This is a genomic window from Nitrosovibrio sp. Nv4, from assembly GCF_900215485.1.
Classification (GTDB): Bacteria; Pseudomonadota; Gammaproteobacteria; order Burkholderiales; family Nitrosomonadaceae; genus Nitrosospira.
Window position 1 is genome coordinate 999,467 of record NZ_OCMZ01000002.1, and the last position, 17,997, is coordinate 1,017,463.

Annotated in this window: 13 protein-coding genes; 6 read left to right on the top strand and 7 right to left on the bottom strand. The window is 51.2% G+C overall.

Going from position 1 to position 17,997, the window contains the following annotated elements:
* Nucleotide 1 precedes the first annotated feature (1 nt).
* Nucleotides 2-1,192 (bottom strand): ADP-forming succinate--CoA ligase subunit beta, encoded by a 1,191-nt coding sequence (sucC, locus tag CRO05_RS12665; protein ID WP_097067979.1) that lies wholly within the window; start codon nt 1,190-1,192, stop codon nt 2-4.
* Nucleotides 1,193-1,357: 165 nt separating this feature from the next.
* Nucleotides 1,358-2,089, bottom strand: coding sequence for a Stp1/IreP family PP2C-type Ser/Thr phosphatase (locus CRO05_RS12670; RefSeq protein WP_097067499.1), 732 nt, complete (start codon nt 2,087-2,089; stop codon nt 1,358-1,360).
* A gap of 535 nt (nt 2,090-2,624) precedes the next feature.
* Between CRO05_RS12670 and CRO05_RS15590 the strand changes: the two genes are divergently transcribed.
* Nucleotides 2,625-2,795, top strand: coding sequence for a hypothetical protein (locus CRO05_RS15590; protein ID WP_159462740.1), 171 nt, complete (start codon nt 2,625-2,627; stop codon nt 2,793-2,795).
* Nucleotides 2,796-3,970: 1,175 nt separating this feature from the next.
* Here CRO05_RS15590 and CRO05_RS16170 read toward each other — a convergent pair.
* The 3 genes from CRO05_RS16170 to CRO05_RS12690 form a co-directional block, all read right to left on the bottom strand.
* Nucleotides 3,971-4,120 carry a DUF4145 domain-containing protein gene (locus CRO05_RS16170; protein ID WP_097067501.1) on the bottom strand — a complete coding sequence of 50 codons (150 nt, stop codon included), beginning with the start codon at nt 4,118-4,120 and terminating at the stop codon, nt 3,971-3,973.
* A 190-nt stretch (nt 4,121-4,310) separates the two neighbouring features.
* Nucleotides 4,311-6,038, bottom strand: a complete 1,728-nt coding sequence (locus tag CRO05_RS12685; RefSeq protein WP_097067502.1) for an FAD-dependent oxidoreductase — start codon at nt 6,036-6,038, stop codon at nt 4,311-4,313.
* A 171-nt stretch (nt 6,039-6,209) separates the two neighbouring features.
* The gene (locus CRO05_RS12690; protein ID WP_097067503.1) at nt 6,210-7,235 is read right to left on the bottom strand and encodes a lipocalin-like domain-containing protein; all 1,026 of its coding nucleotides are present in this window, start codon (nt 7,233-7,235) and stop codon (nt 6,210-6,212) included.
* 628 nt (nt 7,236-7,863) lie between these two features.
* On the opposite strand from CRO05_RS12690, the gene CRO05_RS12695 reads away from it, so the two are divergent.
* Entirely contained in the window at nt 7,864-9,687 is a 1,824-nt protein-coding gene (locus tag CRO05_RS12695) for a hypothetical protein (RefSeq protein WP_097067504.1), read from the top strand.
* A gap of 429 nt (nt 9,688-10,116) precedes the next feature.
* On the opposite strand, the gene CRO05_RS12700 is transcribed toward CRO05_RS12695, so the two are convergent.
* The gene (locus CRO05_RS12700) at nt 10,117-13,182 is read right to left on the bottom strand and encodes a galactose oxidase-like domain-containing protein (protein ID WP_097067505.1); all 3,066 of its coding nucleotides are present in this window, start codon (nt 13,180-13,182) and stop codon (nt 10,117-10,119) included.
* A gap of 186 nt (nt 13,183-13,368) precedes the next feature.
* Between CRO05_RS12700 and CRO05_RS12705 the strand changes: the two genes are divergently transcribed.
* Nucleotides 13,369-13,803 (top strand): hypothetical protein, encoded by a 435-nt coding sequence (locus tag CRO05_RS12705; RefSeq protein ID WP_097067506.1) that lies wholly within the window; start codon nt 13,369-13,371, stop codon nt 13,801-13,803.
* A 301-nt stretch (nt 13,804-14,104) separates the two neighbouring features.
* Here CRO05_RS12705 and CRO05_RS12710 read toward each other — a convergent pair whose 3' ends face one another.
* Entirely contained in the window at nt 14,105-14,890 is a 786-nt protein-coding gene (locus CRO05_RS12710; RefSeq protein ID WP_097067507.1) for a S24 family peptidase, read from the bottom strand.
* 200 nt (nt 14,891-15,090) lie between these two features.
* Between CRO05_RS12710 and CRO05_RS12715 the strand changes: the two genes are divergently transcribed.
* The 3 genes from CRO05_RS12715 to CRO05_RS12725 all read left to right on the top strand — a co-directional run bounded on the left by CRO05_RS12715 (nt 15,091) and on the right by CRO05_RS12725 (nt 17,953).
* The gene (locus tag CRO05_RS12715) at nt 15,091-15,435 is read left to right on the top strand and encodes a helix-turn-helix domain-containing protein (RefSeq protein ID WP_097067508.1); all 345 of its coding nucleotides are present in this window, start codon (nt 15,091-15,093) and stop codon (nt 15,433-15,435) included.
* Nucleotides 15,436-15,536: 101 nt separating this feature from the next.
* Nucleotides 15,537-15,863 carry a hypothetical protein gene (locus tag CRO05_RS12720; RefSeq protein ID WP_143860927.1) on the top strand — a complete coding sequence of 109 codons (327 nt, stop codon included), beginning with the start codon at nt 15,537-15,539 and terminating at the stop codon, nt 15,861-15,863.
* Complete coding sequence (locus CRO05_RS12725; RefSeq protein ID WP_097067510.1) at nt 15,860-17,953, top strand: Mu transposase C-terminal domain-containing protein; 2,094 nt, start codon at nt 15,860-15,862, stop codon at nt 17,951-17,953. The genes CRO05_RS12720 and CRO05_RS12725 overlap by 4 nt, the downstream gene beginning before the upstream one ends.
* Nucleotides 17,954-17,997: the final 44 nt, after the last annotated feature.

Genomic DNA, 17,997 nt, shown 5'->3' on the forward strand with positions numbered 1-17,997 from the left:
GTTATGCTCCTCCCATCGCTGATTCCGCTGCCGATGCTGCTGCCGTAACAGCCTTCTCCGCAGCGTCGGCCATATTACCCGCCGAAATAATCGGCAATCCGGACTCGGCGAGAATCTTTTTGCCCAGGTCCACATTGGTGCCTTCGAGTCGCACCACCAATGGCACCTTCAGCTTCACCTCGCGCGCCGCTGCCACCACCCCTTCGGCAATCACGTCGCACTTCATGATGCCGCCAAATATGTTTATCAATATTGCTTGCAGATTCGGGTTGCGTAACATCAGTTTGAACGCTTCCGCCACCTTCTCGGCGGTTGCGCCGCCTCCCACGTCCAGGAAGTTAGCGGGGTTTCCTCCATAGAGCTTGATGATATCCATGGTTGCCATTGCCAGACCCGCGCCATTAACCAGGCATCCGATATTTCCGTCCAACGAGATATAGGAGAGATCATGCCTGGATGCCTCGATCTCCGCCGGATCTTCCTCGTCCAGGTCACGCAGTTTGGCAATATCAGGATGGCGGAACAGGGCGTTGTCGTCAAAATTCATTTTCGCGTCGAGAGCGACGAGGCGGCCCTCAGCGGTTAATATCAGTGGATTGATTTCGAGCAGCGAGGCATCGGTGCTGTCATAGGCCTGATACAAGTCCTGCAGCAGGGTTCGCGTTTCTGCCACGGCTGAGTCCTCAATACCGATTTTCCGCGCGACATCTTCGGCACTCTGGACGGTCAAGCCGACCAACGGATCGATGAACACCTTGTGAATCTTTTCCGGCGTTGCGGCGGCAACCTCTTCGATGTCCATCCCGCCTTCCGAACTTGCTACCAGGCAAACGCGCCTGCTGCTGCGATCCACCACCAGGCCGATATAAAGCTCTTTCGCGATATCGACCCCTTGCTCAATGAGAAGCCGTCGCACAACCTGACCCTGCGGGCCGGTCTGATGCGTAACAAGCGTCATACCAAGTATTTTCGCGGCGAACTGTTTCACTTCGTCGAGCGACTTCGCCAATTTTACGCCGCCGCCCTTGCCCCGTCCGCCGGCGTGAATCTGTGCCTTAACAACCCAAGCGCTGCCACCCAGTTGCTCAGCTGCCGTCACCGCTTCATCAATGCTGAAGCAGGCAATGCCGCGTGGTGTGTTAATGCCGAACCCGCGCAAGATATCTTTAGCCTGGTATTCGTGAATTTTCATGGCCACCCCCGCGATTCAATAATGGAGTATATCGTAATAGTTTTGCCGACGTTGCATGAAGGGGCGCAATCCCGCCGGGATCGACAAGGCCCTGAGAAACAAGGCCCGATACTGCAGATACCCCATCATAGGGCGCCGCTCGCCCGTTGAAAATTAAATGACTGTTTATATCTCCGCCTCGCATAGAACCACAGTGACGTTGTCTCTTCCTCCAGCTGCTATCGCGGACTCGACCAAACTCTTCGTTTTGCGTTGAATCAATTCGTTAGAGGCGAGAATGTCCTGGATCACCGAATCATCCACCATATCTGTTAGTCCATCCGAGCAGAGCAGAAAAACGTCATGGTTGAGCACCGGGCCGTTTAAAATATCGCAGCAATCTGATGAGTCGGCCCCGATGGCGCGGAGGATAATATTTTTTTGAGGATGATGTTTAGCCTCTTCGGGACTCAATGCTCCGCTATCCACTTGCAACTGCACCAAGGAGTGATCTTTAGTGAGCTGTTGCAGCCTCCCATCCCTTAGCAGATAGACCCGGCTGTCTCCAATATGGCCGATAATGTATGTGTTTTCGGAAAACACCAAAAGGTCACCGGTGCATCCCATCCCCTTGTCACCTGGATGTTGTGCGATATGCTCCGATATCCGCTTATTTGAGTCCCTGAACACCTTTTGGACAAGTTCGCATGTTACTTGGCCGGATGAAGGAATTCGATTACCAAGAACGACCTGCACCGTTTCAATAAAATATCCGCTGGCAATTTCGCCTGCCGCAGCCCCACCCATCCCGTCCGAGATCGCAAAAAGACCGGCTTCTGGCAGGAGGAGAAAAGCATCCTCATTGTTACTACGCCAAAGCCCTACATCGGTGGCACCCGCAGCAAGCAACCTGACCATGTGCCCTCTCCCTCAAATTTGTTGAGCCCATTTCTCTTCTTTCTTTTTTATTTTGATACGGTAATCTCTACGAGTCGTCCTAGATGAGGAGTTTTGTAATTTAAGCGGAAGATCAAGCCTCAACTGTCTCGTCATACTTCGTATGAGATGAACATGAAGATATTAACAATACTTCATTATTGATCTTAGAACGCTTGATTATCTTACGGCGCGTTGGATTAGTAGGCGTCGATGGGTATGCAGAAACGACCTATATTCCTGCCAAACTCGGTTCACGCATCTTAACGCTCCTAAAACACGAGTAGCAGAATATGAAATCATTGCCCCAGGAGTTGGGCAAACTCCAGTCCACCCCCAACGCGTTGAACTTGGTTTGCTTTCCCGAATACTCAGCTCTTATTAAAAGCCAGCAAGCTGGTTTGATCAGTCAACCGCGCCGCTGCTTTCCGGTTACGTTAAATCAATCCCCTCTCATGAAACCCTGGCGATACGGTTTGACGCGATTGAAGCGACGTTATCAGATGTGAGTGGCGATTTGAAGACACTGAGCAAGCTTCACGCAGTGATTGAGCGTCAAGCCCGGCTTATTCTGACGTTTGCCACAAAACTGAGACTCGCTCAGCAATCACGCTACACCCCTACTATTGCTGCTGTAGCTGCCGGCAAGGCATCGGGAGTCCGGCCGTGGGCCATGGGACGAGGGTAAGTGATGACGAGACTCTACCAGAAGCCCTGCAATCGCTTTAGATCAAGCTCTGGCTACCTCCATATCCTCAGTTAGTCTCCCAACTGATTCTCAAGTGTACTTCAGTCCAATAGCAATTAGTTCCAATCGATACTATTGTGATAACTGCTTACACAGCTGAGCTAAGGACCGCAATGGCGTTATATCAAGACCAGAGCTTTCTCATTCAATCCAGTCAGCCCCTTTTCGATCTGAAGAACGCTCCTGGCGCCATCGCTACCGCTTCGGGAATTTATAGATGCAATGGATGTGGATGTGAAATAGCAGTCGAAAAAGGATATGAACTACCATCCCATGCCAAGCACGACCATGGATTCCAGTTTGGACCAGCGACTTGGCAACTCATCGTTGCGGCTATATAACGGGGGCTTTAAACCAATGAATGACCAGTATGCCGAATGTACGAGCAACGGAGTTACAGATCAAGAATCAATAGGGCTGATTTGAATCTAAGGGTTACAAAACGGTTACATTACCCAATAAAGCAAAAAGGAGTTACAAGCCTTCGCGTATAACTCCTTGTTTTATTGGCAGGTCTGGCTGGACTCGAACCAGCGGCCAAGGGATTATGAGTCGGAGTCAATCAATACTTCACAGCAATCCGCAACAAATCAAAACAATTGAATCAATAGCTTATTACATCAAGCATGTTGCTACTGATTGTATTTTATTGCAGGTTTTTATAGGCAAGTGCCCCATCATTGCCCCCTCGCAGATGGGGCATTGGTTTGCCGATGCTTACCTCGCTATCTAGGGGCGGGAGGGGCGTCTCAAAAAGACATGGAAATCAATTCAGGCTTATATCGCCTGTTTCTCTATTTCTTTTTAGCTGTATTTTTACCTGTTTTATTCCTTGTTAAATGAGATCCTTCGCCTTTTCATTTTTCCGCATATGCTTATGGAGTCGCCGATTACCCTCCACGGTAGGTAGTTATATCGAATATGTATTATTGATAACGTATTTTTTATCGGCCTTATGCAACAGCATTCTAGGTTAGCCTTGATTAGTTTTAAACTAGCAATCAGGCATGGGCAATTCCGAATCGCCTCATGTCTTTGCAGTTCCTCTTGCCTTGTTTATGGTTTCTACTAGCTCCTGTACTCGTTTTCCATCCTTGCTAAATAGATATTCAAGGCTAGAGGTCAATTATATCGAGCGCATCGAATATATCATCACGCGTCAACTCATCGGTATGGCTGGCTTGATTTCCAATCCACTTAACTGCATTCAAATAAGAAAATAGTTTTCCATCATGTGTATTTGAATCATTAATGCGTTGGCCCAGGCTTAGACGAACGCTATCTCCATTTTTTCTACTGCACCGTGTAGCTAATTACTGGGAGCAGGTCAGAACTACTACAATTTATTGAACGGCTCCATTTAGTGCGACTACGGCGTAAGCCAGCTTACTGGCGTGTTTATTAATTCACATTCCTTTTATGACCGACCGTTTCCTTCTACCCCAATTAGCCCAATTAAATAATCGTTTTGCGTGAACAAAAGTGATTAAAAGGATCTCTCGCATGAGTTTGTTTTATTCTTACCAGTTCTTCATAACTTTTATCGAAATAGGTTTTGGTAGGCACCGAGCTGTCTTTGAAACTGATAAAGGCACCTGAGGTATTGGGAATATCGTAATCGCGACAAACATCCACCCAGTCAAGCGCACGGTTTACACGGGTGTGCACTTCGTTGTTCTGGTCTTTCTTCTTTTGTTCATCAGTTTCGTTCCACCAGGTTTGGTACTGTATGGTGAATAGCTTATCCTTGTAAGGAAAGGCGCTTTTTGTTTTCTGCTCTGGGGTAATCACATGCTGATAGTAGTTTCCGGTGATGGCACCCAGAGTAATATAGGTAAACAGTCCCAAACTTTCGTTGCCGGGTAGTACGAGCGGAGAGGTGAGACTCTCCAAGAGCTTATAACATCCTTCTTCGCCAAGACCCTGTGCATCAACGAGGCGCGAGGTGATTTTATGAGGCGCTGGTTGATCCTCATCAGGAGGAAACGGCAATCCTTCCAATCCCCGCATCAGGAGATCCACGTTGTGAAACGAATAGCGATCCCAAGAGCTCATCAAGTGATCACCATAGGGCACGTGCTTGTTGCCGTTGCCCTTGGGACTGTTGTACTTTCTCCCGGCCCTGCCAGGAATGACAAGCTTACCGCCGGATCCGAAATGTTTATGTTTAAACTCCGTCAGGCTGTTTTCATCTCCTTCCCAGTAGCCATACATCACACAGTTGTGACTTACGGTAGGAGGATCAAATGGCGCATTTTCGGGAGCATGCTTAGCAGTGATTTTCAAATTGGTTCCGACCAGTTGATTGGCTTCCGGACCGGTAGAAGCAATGATTTCTTCCCAAGCTTTCAATATGGTAAGAGTGGAGGTAGGTGCTGAGCTGCGTATGGCAAATACCTTGTCTTCAGGCACATAATGCAGTTCGTTCCACTGGATCTCAAACTTGATCATCTCCCAAGGCAGCTCAAAGGTTTCGATCACAAACTCAGTAACAATGCCATAGCTGAAACCACCACCGCCCTTAATCGCCCACAGCAGTTCTCTTTCCTCCTTAAGCAGTTTTTTTTCTTCCTCAGACAGTTCTTCTTCCCGATGAGAATTTCTGTCCATACGCAATTCGCGTATGGTGCCATCACCAAGCACTACGGTCGCACCTACCACACGCTCGCAGCACATACCATGCTTGCGGGTCCATGGGCCCCAACCTCCGCCCATCGTATAACCAGCTATGCAAACGGTGCCACAAGTACCATGCGGAATCATGACGTCTTTTTTTGCCAGTTCCGTAGTGAGTTCCTTAAATGGTGTACCGGGTTGCACGCAGACCACCTGAGGTTTTGAACCAACTTCGACCCAGCCAATTTTATTCATTGGCGAGAGATCAAGGAGAATAGTATCAGTACCAGAACATTCACCTTCATGGTCGTGGCCGCCCGAGCGCACCCGCAAGGGCAGAGCAAGCTTGCTCGCAAATTTAACCGCCACACTTACCTGTTCGGTAGTAGTACATAGCACAATGGCGGCTGGCATAAACCGAAACCTGGTGTTGAAAATCTCGCGGCGTTCATCGTACTTTTCCCCATTTTCTTCCTTATTTTCCAGAGAAAGAATTATAGGAGTCTTCACTTTAGCTAAGTAGTAAGCCGTTCTGAGAGCTTCTCTGAGTTCAAGAGTAACATTCATGTTATTTATTAGTTATTAAATTCGTGAGTTGAGCAAACAGCCAGTTTTACTGGACCGTAGCAGAATGTTGCTGCACCGGGTCCTGTTTGAGCAGAGACTATAGGAATAGTAATGGCGGGCTACTTCTCGTGCCTGCGCACCAGGCCTAAAGTCCTAATGGTCTAAAAGGACTTAACCCAGGCTTTGTTCTAACCATGCTGTGCCTGAGACGAAATCGTTATCAAACAAGCCCTCGCAACTTGCGACGCCCTCATATACATCCGCTCCATCGTCTACGAATAATTGGTTCGGCATCAAGCTAGTGACTACAAACGACGCGGTCAACTGGGGGCTATTAATCTCGACTCGAAATTGCAAATAATATTCGAGGCGTTTCTCGCTTATTAAAGGTGATCCGAGTGGCGTGGTAGAACTCTTCACAAATATGGTCCTGCCATCCGGCCACAACACAGTAACGTTCGATCCCATTGCTACGTTTTCCATGGGCTTAACGCCAATATTTGTATAGTTCGAGAGGTGCACACCATTACTCAGTTGCATATCCTGTAATACCCAAATTACAGGCGTGCCATCTTTGTTGGAAAAAAAGCCGTACTCGTGATCCATCCAAGTCATTCCTGTGACGGCCAATTTCTCCGCTCCGATAGTAAGGAGGCCTGAGGCTTTAAGCCGAGTAAGGGAATAGTAGTAGTTGTTCTTTGTAAGTGGTGTCGTGCCCTCTGGGTTGACCTCAAAGCAACCAGTTCCCCAAACAAGCAGAGGGGGGCCTTCCTGGTAAAGCTGGAGATTAAGTTTGCATGGTGTAGAAGTGGTACGGTCTACAAAAGTGGCCTTAACATCCATATTTAGGGGATTGTTATCGATGGCCTGCATCGATATCGCACCATCATCCTGCTTCTCAATGGAGCCGCCCAAGTTCACATACCAGGGTTTTGTGATGTCGGATTCTGCCCAACCGGAAGGCAACGCTGCAACAACGTTGACTTTCTGATAGTGGCACTGTCTCTCTACATCGATGATTGCTATTTGAGTGAAGCCATAAGGCGGCGTGCCCGTCGCATTTATCTCAAAACCAAATTTGCGTCCACACTCGGTTAATAGAGAGCCCGTGTGCCACCACCACTCCGTGGGTGCGCCTTTATGGGCATACTGATCTTTAGGAAGTGAGATTACGGGGCTATCTGGTTTTAATGACATTATTACGCTCCGAAATTTAATGTTCGCTGCAGCAAGGGATAGTTAGGGCATTTGCACAGTTAAAGAATGCTTAACAATATAGATAGTTATGCCTTCTAACTCCAAGTAAAGCTTTCACGGTGAGCCACCGTTTGCCTTCCTTTTCGCATGGGCGATTGGTTTTATGAGCACAAGTGGAAACTCGACGCGTTAGCCCAACTGAGTATAAGCTCTAACTCAAACTCAGCAAGCTGTAAATTCTTACAGCTATTTCTCCATCAATATATCTCCGACAATGTACTGCGTCTTATGTCATTGTCGTGATTGTTAGGATCTTGGTAGTCAATTTGAAGTGAGTCTCCATGTTAAGTTTTTACATGGAGCAGTGATTTAGGGAAGAGCAGAATTGGAATTTGCATGAAGGAGAAGTTGACGACCGTTACTGGTGACATTAATCGTAAGCACAGTAGATATTTTTCCGCCGCTAGCCATCCGGTTGCGGACAGTGCTGAGGTTTAAAGGGAATTGCAAAAAAACCAGTTCCCGTCCCACTAAGTCGAGGGGAGTGAAATCCGGCAATGTGATGAAAAGCTAAGTCTTGATAATTCACTACCCTCTTTTGAATTAAACAAGAAGAACAGGAAAAACTATGAAATCCATTTTAGGTTTAATGTTTCGCGCACTAATCTTTATCTGTATTAGCTTAAGCGCGCTGTTACCTGCGTATGCTGCTGAAGATACAGACTCCTTTACCTCTATAGATTCTATTTCATATTTTCAGGCTGCTATTAAGGATGCTGAATACTGTTCAATGACCCTTGCGGGGGGAGAACTCACTCCCATCAACAGCCGGACCGGCAAGGCGTTGAGTAATGCCGCAATGCTTTGTCCAGACATGTTCTCTTGGAAACTTTTTGCTGAGGCGATTCACGCTAAATTTTGGTCAAACTGGGCTGACGAGACAAACAATTGGCCAAGCGAGCCTTATGCGCTTTGCAAAACTGGCCAGTCCCCCGACACATATGAGCCTGGTTGTTGCATGCCCGGAGCCGGAGCTAAAAATAATTCTGTTCATTGTCCCGTATACCCAGGTAGCCAGTATGAGGCAACACTTAAAAGCCTGACTCGGGGGCTACCGGAAGAGGCGCATAAGTTGGCTCGCGATCCCGTCTTACGGCGTAATACCCGTTTGCCATTCCATGATTCACTCACACCTATTGGTCGTGCTGGTAGACTCGGTAGACTCAAATCCATGAAGGGCGATACTGCCGCACCTACTTCATGTTCAGAACACCTGGTAGCAGAAATCGTCAAGAAATTTAACCCCACTGATGCGGAAAGTACTGGCAGGGTCATCCGCCAGACCAATGCTGAGTTGACGGTCCGTAACCGTGAATTTCATGACTACCTCTTCGCAAACAATTTATATAACGCTAACGGCGTCCTAGAGGTGTTCGCTGCTAACCAGATAAATATGCAGGAGGAGAGGCCTTACCGTCGTGCTAATCAATCATCTAAGGATGGAAAACCTGGTTCACTTTACCGGGTGGATTTACCACCTGATGCTGTAATGATCAAGAGTAACTGGTTGCACCAAGATCTGGCTAAAGCATTGGGATTGCCAAGTGATCAAAAACAGTACATTAGCAAATTTTTACAGACCGAGATTGACCTGAAAGCGCTCGGCATCAGCAAGACAGATCAGACGTGCAACCTTGAGGGGATCCATCACTTAGTAGCATTTCATATTTCCTCAAAAGACATTCCCAATTGGGTTTGGGCCACCTTCGAACACGTCAACTTGCCAGGTCGTTGCGATATTACTGGTTGCAATGATGCTTACGGTTATGCGAGCGGCGACAACAATCGTCCAACGGCGACTGCAGCCAATTATGTCAAACCGAATCAGCGTTCAGATGGGTTGAATTCAAGCAGTACTATCTTCGATTCAGGAAAAACTTATCCTCTCGAAAAGATCCGGCCAGAATGGAATGAGCTCCTTGTCAAATTAAGTATCGGCACCGGCACCAGCACTAGTGAGGTTGAGCCTGATCCTGAAGATATGGCTTGGCGTAATTTTCGCCTCAAGGGGTCGCAAGTAGAGTTTGTTAACTCAGTCGGTCAATCGACGCTATTGGGCAATTCGGTTACCGAGGGGGGCTTTATGGATGGCTCAAGCTGTATCAGCTGTCACGCCAGAGCAGGTGCAGCGGCAGAAACAATCAATCCCCCTCCCCTCTCAGTATTCGAACGAAGCCTGACCAATTTTGGGTATGCGCGCAGTCATCATGGCATTCCTAATCCCTTCTGGTTTTACAACGATATCAACCGTGGGCCAAAAATGCTGGTCATGCAAACAGACTTTGTTTGGGGGTTCCTCAATGCGAAAGGCATCTGCCGAAACATGAAGAAACAGGATGGCTCGATCGGCCCGGTCTGCGACAAGCTTGGAGCAGGGAAGGAGGAATTTTAGCTAAGTTAGAAAATCTCTTTTTCTGTTCAATCAGTAAGAATCTACCGAAAGCTCTCTGGAATAACAGGCCCTTTGTAGGGCCTGTTAAACAAACCTGATCTCTCACTAGGGCTAGCCCTAGTGAGAGATCATTTAACCCCCCTAAAAGCCTATCATTAGACACATTTTTGACTTCTGATTGGACCTCTATCACATCATCTTTAATCCGTGTGAGAGCAAATGATCATTGGCTACGCGAGAAACTTCAACTATCGATCAAACGGCCGGTTTCGAGGCGCAGCTCAAGGAACTTGAAGGTATCAAGTGTTAAAAAATCTTCCGGGAATAGACATCATCGCTTGGCGTTCGTCCACAGCTAGAAACGACGGCACTGGAGTTCATGCGGGAAAGTAGCCATCGAACAAGGTCCTTTCACGTCCTATTTAATCCTCACGAAATAGCGACAAATCTCGCCTCCGATGGCACGCCCTGGTTGTTCACGACAAAGAGCATGTAAAACCCCGGTGGGGCAATATTGCCATTGGCTGGGGCGGCGGTTTCCAGGGTGGTTGCCGTGCGCGAGTTGATGGGCAGCTTGATGTAGCGCTGCCCCGCGTCGGTATGGTGCGTGACGGAAATGGGTGCAATCAGCGCGACGCTGCCAATATTTGCTGCCTGCGGCGTTTCGACCGAGAAAGTAGTGCCATAGGTCACGCTGGGCGGTGCGGTCGAAATGATAGGACGTGCCCCTAGGCTCAGGTAGCCGGGCGAATACAACTCCAGGGTGTGCTGATCGGGATCAGCCGTGCCGGGCGCGACTCCTCCGGCGGCAAGAATCCTGCCGTCAGGCAGGAGAATACATACCGAATGATACTGGCGCGGGAAGTTCAGGGAAGCGCCGGGTGTCCATTCATCCGTATCCGGGTTGTAGGTTTCGACCGGAAGCACGGGCGTGGGGGACCATTTTTGACCATTGCTGTGGCCGCCAATGATGAGTATCCGGCCGGTGGGTAGTACCACCGCGTTGACATTGGTTCGTCCGAAATTCATGTCGGCGATGCGCCGCCAGGACGATCCTCCCACGCCGCCGCTGAATTCGATCACTTCGGCGGTAGCATTGTTGCGCGCCGTGGCCGGGCCGGATACGCCGCCGCCGAAGATGTACAGGCGGGTTCGCTCCGGTGAGGCAGTCGTGTCGATTGTGAGCAGGCTCATGCCCTCCTGCCGGTCGTAGAATTGCTCCTGCCCATAATCGGTCCAGCTGCCGCTAGTTGGCCCGCTCAAAGTCAGGTAAGCAGTTTGCGTTCCTGTCGCGCCCGCCCAGCCTGCGCGGGTGTAGAAGATTTCTCCTGATGGCAACAGGTGTAGCCCGGGATAAAGCTCCTCAAAGGTCCGATCCACTCCTGTTACCGGCGCCCAGCTTGTGCCGTCGTAGACCTCGACTTCCGCCGCAATGGGATGGCCACCGGAAAAAGCCAACACGCGTCCATCGCTCAGGCTGACCGCCGTCGGGTACCAGCGGGCATGAGCCATGCTGGCCGTGGCCGAGAATGCACCGGCATCCGGATTGGTCGTGTCCGGCGTGAAGATGAAGCAGCGGTTATTGGTGTGCCCCGCGCCGTTGGTATCGCCGCCTACCACCAGCAGGCGGCCGTCCGGCAGGAATATGTGGCCGGAACAGAAAAAATCTTCCGGAAGGGTAATGACACTCGGCATGATCTGTCTCGTTGTCGGGTCCCAGATGCGGCCTTCCAGGGGATAGTTTCTTTCCGCCGCTCCGGAAAAGAGCAGTACGTGGCCGGTATGCAGCAGCGCGCCATGAACCGTGAAGATGGGTGAGGGGTCAAGCAGTTCCCAGGAGTCCTCGCCATCGGCCCCGCAAGGGTGATGACCCACCTCGGGGCATTCGTGCATGCGCACATTGGGCAGCTGATAGCAGATCCGCTTCACCTCATCCTCGCTCAACTCCACTTCCTGGATGGCGCGCAATATCGCCGCCATGCCTTCCATCATGTGCATCTCGACGTGGCAGTGAATCAGGAAATCGCCCTGCAACTGGTATCTTTTGCATTCTCTCTGCCGATCCGGATAAGCGCTGTCGCATTCCCCGGAATGCTCATGCGAATGTTCGTGCTGGCCTCCGGAATGGGGAGATGGGTCGGATGCCTCCGATTCGAAACGGGAAGGGTGGGCATGGGTGTGTGCCCCGGCTCCTGCCGCATTCGCAGCACCGAGACGAGCCGGTTGGGCACGGCCTCCCTGCTGATTCCCCTCTTCTTCCGCGCCATGCTCGGGTTCATGGCCGGGCCCGTTCTGGCCATTCTCACGCGGCTTGCAGCAGCAATCCAGTGGAAGGGGTTCGAGAATGACGCGCGGCACGATCGTGTCTGCGACGAAGGATTCAGCAGGGCCGAGCGAGCGAGTGTCAACCCACTCCGTCCCCCAACGCCAGCGCTGCCCGTGCAGATGGAAATTGTGCCATACCATGCTCATGTCCAGGTTGAACACATACCAGCGTATGCGCTTGCCAGACTCGGCGACGATTGTGGGTGTATTCCCCACGAAGGTGCGGCCGTTGATGGCATAGGACTCCAGCCCCGCTCCCGCACGCTCGGTCACGGTATGCGGTTGGTTGCCTGCATGGTTCCAGGTGACCTCCGCCCCTACTCCCACCGTAACGTCATCCAGTTCAAAACGGGCGGGTGTGTCGAGGATATTGATGGTTGCTGTGAGGGGGCCTGTCGCCGTGACACGCACTCGTCCCTGCATTGGATGAAAACGGCAGTAGTATTCAAACGTGCCTTCCTCATTAAAGGTGTGTGCAAAGGTATCGCCGGGGTTGAGGGTATCGCTGTCGAAGGCTGCTTCAGCAATATCGACATTCGCGGTAAGGCGATGGAAGAAAATGGGAACTTCGAGGTCCACCTTCTCGCAATGGGGATCACGGACGATAATGCCGCCGAATAGCCCACGCTTGACGACCTCCTCGATATGCATATGGTGGTCGTGAAAAGGCCAGCAGCCAATCGTATCTTCCCTGGCATCGAAGATATAGCACCACTGCTCACCGGGGCAAATGGCATCGCTGCGGTTGGGACCGTCATATTCCTGCACGCCAAAGGGCCACGATCCGTCCGAGTCGATGCCATAGTGCAGGCCATGGACGTGCAGGCTGTGCGGCTCGATGTCGCCGTTGAGCACATGCACGTAGAGCCTTTCGCCAGGCTGCGTGTAAATCACCGTTCCCGGAATGCGCCGCTCCACCCGCGGCTCATTGGTATCGGCGGCAATGAGCGGATCGTCCTTGAGTATGGTATAGGCTCCATCGAGGTATTCCCGGTAGACCAGGGCGTTGAGCGTGCGCCGATCCACCTCTGCCTGGGGAATGGTGGCATCCTCATGCCCCATGTTCCTCATGCAGTCGAGACGGTGCTTGTGATGTTCCGCATCGTCTGGCGCGACCGGGCTGTAATTGGGTATTTCCTCGATTTTTACGTATATGTGTCGCGTTTGCATGGTCCCTGTCTCCTGTTCGTTCGACCATAACCTGATGCTTCATGATTAAAAATAGCGGGAATTCAAGGGAATGCAAGGAGAAACAATTCAAGTGAGAAATAGCAGGAACAGGGGATGGGAAATTTTCGCGAACGCGAAATCAATTTTTTTACTTAAGTCTTCCCCTTAGCCCCTTAGCCGGCGGCCATGAAGGCCGGCAATCTCGAACGAGTCGTCCGCCTCTATACGCAATCGCTCAATCGGGCGACCGACAACTATCGCTCGTTCATCGCGGCTTGGTCATCGCTGGAGATCCTAGTCGGCAAGATCTTTCCTGTCTACCACCAGCTTCTCGCAGCGGAACTGCAGAAGGTGAGCCAAGCCCCCGGCCTCCACGCGTACCTTGACCGCATCATGTTAGTGATGGGAGGAAAGCACAATCTAGCAGACAAGTTCTCGGTAATTTCGATGTTTCTCGATGACGAGCGTAACCCCGAAGAGATAAAGACCTTTCGTAAGCTGAAAAACGTTCGTGATCACTTGTCCCATGGCAAAGAGCTGCCCGAAGATAGTTTGCCCACGACAGAGGTGCAGAGATTATTTGACAAGTACCTCCGGAATCATTTGCGTCATGGCGCGTAAGGGCTTTTATCGAGCGGGCTCGGCAGAAGTCTTGAGCAGTAGCCAATCTTGACCTTCAACCTTTTTTTTGCCAGAGGTAGCTGCAATGTTTTCTGACTTAGTGCCCCTTCAGTGCCCATGTGGGGGGGTGTTCAGTTTGAGACATTAAGAGAGAAGAAAAAAAAGCGCGAAAACCGCACAGATTAAGGATTTAGGCGGATTTTAAGGCGCTTTCGTCATTTGAGACAAAATAAGAAAAAACGATAAGAAAATGGTGACTTTTGCGATTTATTTGGAACTACTCTGATAAATCAGTAGTGACTTACATTCGTCGCCCAGCCCATACCACCCTTCCCACTACGTTCAGCGTGGAGGCCCTCGATGAGTCCAGTACCTCATCTGAGTACTGCTTGTTGTCGTTCATAACCACCATTGTGTCATCCAGTTTTCGGTGAATACGCTTGCAACGCAAGTCGCCGTTGTGCGCCAGCACATAAACTGCATCATTTTCAACCCGCCCACTATGTGTATCAACCAGAACCATATCGCCGCTCGATAGCGTGGGTATCATGTTGTCGCCCTTTACGCTAATTAATGCCAGGTCTCGGGGCGCCACACCCAGGTTGTGTTTAACCCAATCTGCCTTGAATGCCCAGTGGTCCAGGATCTGATCAGAATGAACAGCAGGACCACCGCCGGCGCGCGCGTGTAGGTCATGTCGCGGCACCTGGACAAACTCTTCCAGGTGGGGATGTTTGAAATCATCGGCTCGGCGACCATAACGAACGCGAGACCCATCCTTCTCATCACGCACTATCGGCGCGTTACCAGGCGCTTTTTCTGGAGCTTTTTCAGTAAGTTTATCAATAACTTGTTTCGGTACTAAAAAGAATTTAACCCCTTCCTTTGCACCCTTTCCAGGCCGGTTAATTTGGGGCCACCCTTCCCGAGCCGCCGTTTTATAAATTCCAGCCCGTGTCGTCGGTAGTCCAGGAACCTTTAGCTCCGCAAGCTTTGTTGCGGAGTAATACGTTCCCTCCTTGCTCACAATCATCCCTCGCTCGCTTTCCATCATATCTCCACGCCGATCTTTTTCGCTTTCGCTCATAACTGTCACCTAACTGTTACCAACTGTAAAATAAAAAGACGTACCTTTATTTGAGTATTTACTTCGTAAAAACAATAGCTTAGACAAATTCATGGCTGCACTAACTGTCACCATAACTGTTACCTGTAAATTATTTGTTGACAGCTATACAGAGTCGGTTTACAGTTCGATTCATGTATATAAACAAATCAACGTTAAACATGACAAAAAAACCAGCCTCGAAAGACTGGCAGCGCTGGCGAATCATCGGCGCGGTTCGCGAAACCGGCACCAACCTGCAGCAGCTCTCATTATCAATCGGCTATTGCCGCACAGCCCTCAGCAATGCCCTTTACGGGCCCTGCCCAAAGTACGAGCGCCTGATCGCGGAGTATCTTGGCGTAACGCCTCAAATCATCTGGCCCAGCCGTTATCACGCCGATGGAACACCGCGCAGTGGACGTGGAGAGCGCGGGCTGGGCCGTTTTAAAGCCAAGAACGTGAATGGTAGCACCGTTAAAAAAACGCGCAACGTATATGCGTTAAACAAAGCGGGGGTAGCGTAATGCGCAAGCGCGACATCATTACCCAGGATATGTTCACGGTCCCTCAGCCAGCTCCCCGCTCGGCCGGGAGCTTAGCCTGCAGGGTAGAGATCGCGCACACCATGAGCGAAGCTCTGGACGGACACGACCGCTACGAAGTTTCTGCCACCATGAGCCGGTTGCTCGGCCGCGACATCAGCAAGCACATGCTGGACGCCTATACCGCTGAATCGCGGGAAGACCACATTCCACCCCTGGATACCGCCATTGCCTTCGACATGGCGACCAGCGACATATCACTACTCAATCTCTACGCATCCAAACTCGGCGCGCGAGTATCCGTTGGTAAGGACGCCTTAAATGCGGAGCTTGGCAAGCTCGAAAACATGCGCGACGAAGTGGTCAAGCAAATTAAGCGCCTTAAAAAGGTAATGGGAGAGCGGCCGTGAGCGCGCTCAAAAGCCATTACTCATGTGCCGAATTGGCAGCAATGAGGTTGACCGGATTCCCTTCCACCAAAAAAGGTTGGATCGAGTTGGTGTCACGTCAAAAATGGCAGAAACAAGAGCGCGTGGGACGTGGCGGCGGATTTGAATACCAAGTACCTTCAAAGGTGCTCACGCGAATAAAAGAAGAGGCTGTGCAGGCTCTGGTTAAAGCCGTGCCAATCGATCAGCTGCAGCCGGATACTGATGTAGCGCAGTTAGAAAGTGTTAAACCTGCCGAGTTGAAGGACTGGCAGCGGAAGACTGCCCAGGCCCGGGCTGCAATTTGCGCCGAAGTGCGCCGTCTGGCCGAGGTCGGCGGCACGGAGCGAGCCATTCGTTCTGTGCTCGATCTGGCCGCACGCGGCAGCCTGGCGCCGCATTTGCAGCGCCTCGTACCCATTGCCAACGCGAAAGCCGGAACAGACCGCGCATTGTCACGCGGCACCCTTTATCGCTGGCTTAACGATGCCCAAGGAGGTTGGGCGGAGCTTGCCCCGAAATCCCGCGAATCTATCGAAGTGCCCGTCTGGGCACCCTATCTCTTGAAGCTGTACCAGCAGCCACAAAAGCCAAGCCTCGCTTACTGCATAGAACAGCTCCCTTCAATACTTCCATCTGCAATCACGCCGCCCTCCTACCACGCCGCCAATCGGTTTCTGAAAAAGATGAGCAAGGTGGACGTGCAGCGCGGGCGCATGGGAAGTCGTGAAATTAAATCCATTCGGCCGTTTGTGCGACGCGACACAGCTCAAATGTGGCCAACTGATGCATATACCGCAGATGGTCACACCTTCGATGGAGAGGTGGCTCATCCGGCTCATGGTAAGGCGTTTCGTCCTGAAATCACGACAGTGATAGACATCGCCACACGTCGTGCGGTTGGCTGGTCGGCCGGGTTGGCAGAATCCACTTGGGCAGTACTGGATGCCCTACGCCATGCTTGCGAAACAGGCGGTATTCCCTCCATTTTCTATGTCGATAACGGTTCTGGTTATCGCAATGCTGCCATGTCCGACGCCGCAACCGGTTTCATGGAACGGTTGAGCATCACGCTTACCCATAGTCTCCCTTACAACTCCCAGGCTCGAGGTGTTATCGAGCGCGCGCATCAGACAATCTGGGTACGCGGCGCAAAATCTTTGCCGACCTACATGGGCGCGGCAATGGATCGCCAGGCGAAACAGGCTGCTTACAAGATCACTCGTGCTGACATCAAAACCAGCGGCACCTCCAGACTACTCATGGGCTGGAACGACTTCACCAGTTGGTGCCAGCAGCAGGTCGATGACTATAACGGCCGGCCGCACCGGGCCCTACTAAAGGTGCGTGACGAAGGCGGCAAGCTGCGCCATCAGACACCTAACGAAGCCTGGGCGCAAGCAATAGCGGAAGGCTGGAAGTCCGTACCAGTTTTGGCGCATGAGGCCGAGGATCTCTTCCGCCCCTACAAGGAAGCCAAGGTCAGCCGAGCAGAAATACGCATGTTCGGCAACCTTTACTTCCACCAGGATCTGGACCCCTACCACGGCGAGATGGTCCGCGTCGGATACGACATCCACGACGCCAGCCGGGTGTGGGTCCGTGACCAGGAAGGCCGCATGATCTGTGTGGCTGAGTTCGAAGCCAACAAGCGCAATTACTTTCCGACGTCTTTCCTGGAACAAGCCGCCCAGAAACGAGCAGAAGGCCGCATCAAACGTGCGCAGGTCAAGATCGAGGAAGCTGAGGCCGAACTCAACCCACCCCAGATGCTGGAATACCAGCCTGCAGTTGAGTTGGCTCCGATGCGAATTGAATACCCCAGAGAGGAGCAGGAAAGGCAGTCGGATAAGCCAGGCGTGGAAGTCGCCGAAACCGCTGTAGCCAGCGTCGTCAACCTGCCTAAGCGTCGCCCTATGTTCAGTACCGATGCAGCTAAATACCGCTGGCTGATGACCAACGCCGAACAGATTAACGCAACAGATGAAGGATGGCTGGACTGGTATCGGTCCACCCCCGAATGGGAAGACATCTTTTCGGGAACGGAAGATGAAGAGGTGACCGTACGGTAGTTGCAGCTACCGCACGGTCTTTTTGACGCACTACAGCAAAAAGG

Excerpts from the sequence above, each read along its gene's own strand:
- CRO05_RS12720 (WP_143860927.1), top strand. The coding sequence starts at position 15,537 with ATGAGCGAAGCTCTGGACGGACACGACCGCTACGAAGTTTCTGCCACC.
- CRO05_RS12705 (WP_097067506.1), top strand. The coding sequence starts at position 13,369 with ATGAAGGCCGGCAATCTCGAACGAGTCGTCCGCCTCTATACGCAATCG.
- sucC (WP_097067979.1), bottom strand. The coding sequence starts at position 1,192 with ATGAAAATTCACGAATACCAGGCTAAAGATATCTTGCGCGGGTTCGGC.
- CRO05_RS12710 (WP_097067507.1), bottom strand. The coding sequence starts at position 14,890 with ATGAGCGAAAGCGAAAAAGATCGGCGTGGAGATATGATGGAAAGCGAG.
- CRO05_RS12715 (WP_097067508.1), top strand. The coding sequence starts at position 15,091 with ATGACAAAAAAACCAGCCTCGAAAGACTGGCAGCGCTGGCGAATCATC.
- CRO05_RS12700 (WP_097067505.1), bottom strand. The coding sequence starts at position 13,182 with ATGCAAACGCGACACATATACGTAAAAATCGAGGAAATACCCAATTAC.
- CRO05_RS12690 (WP_097067503.1), bottom strand. The coding sequence starts at position 7,235 with ATGTCATTAAAACCAGATAGCCCCGTAATCTCACTTCCTAAAGATCAG.
- CRO05_RS12695 (WP_097067504.1), top strand. The coding sequence starts at position 7,864 with ATGAAATCCATTTTAGGTTTAATGTTTCGCGCACTAATCTTTATCTGT.
- CRO05_RS12685 (WP_097067502.1), bottom strand. The coding sequence starts at position 6,038 with ATGAATGTTACTCTTGAACTCAGAGAAGCTCTCAGAACGGCTTACTAC.
- CRO05_RS12670 (WP_097067499.1), bottom strand. The coding sequence starts at position 2,089 with ATGGTCAGGTTGCTTGCTGCGGGTGCCACCGATGTAGGGCTTTGGCGT.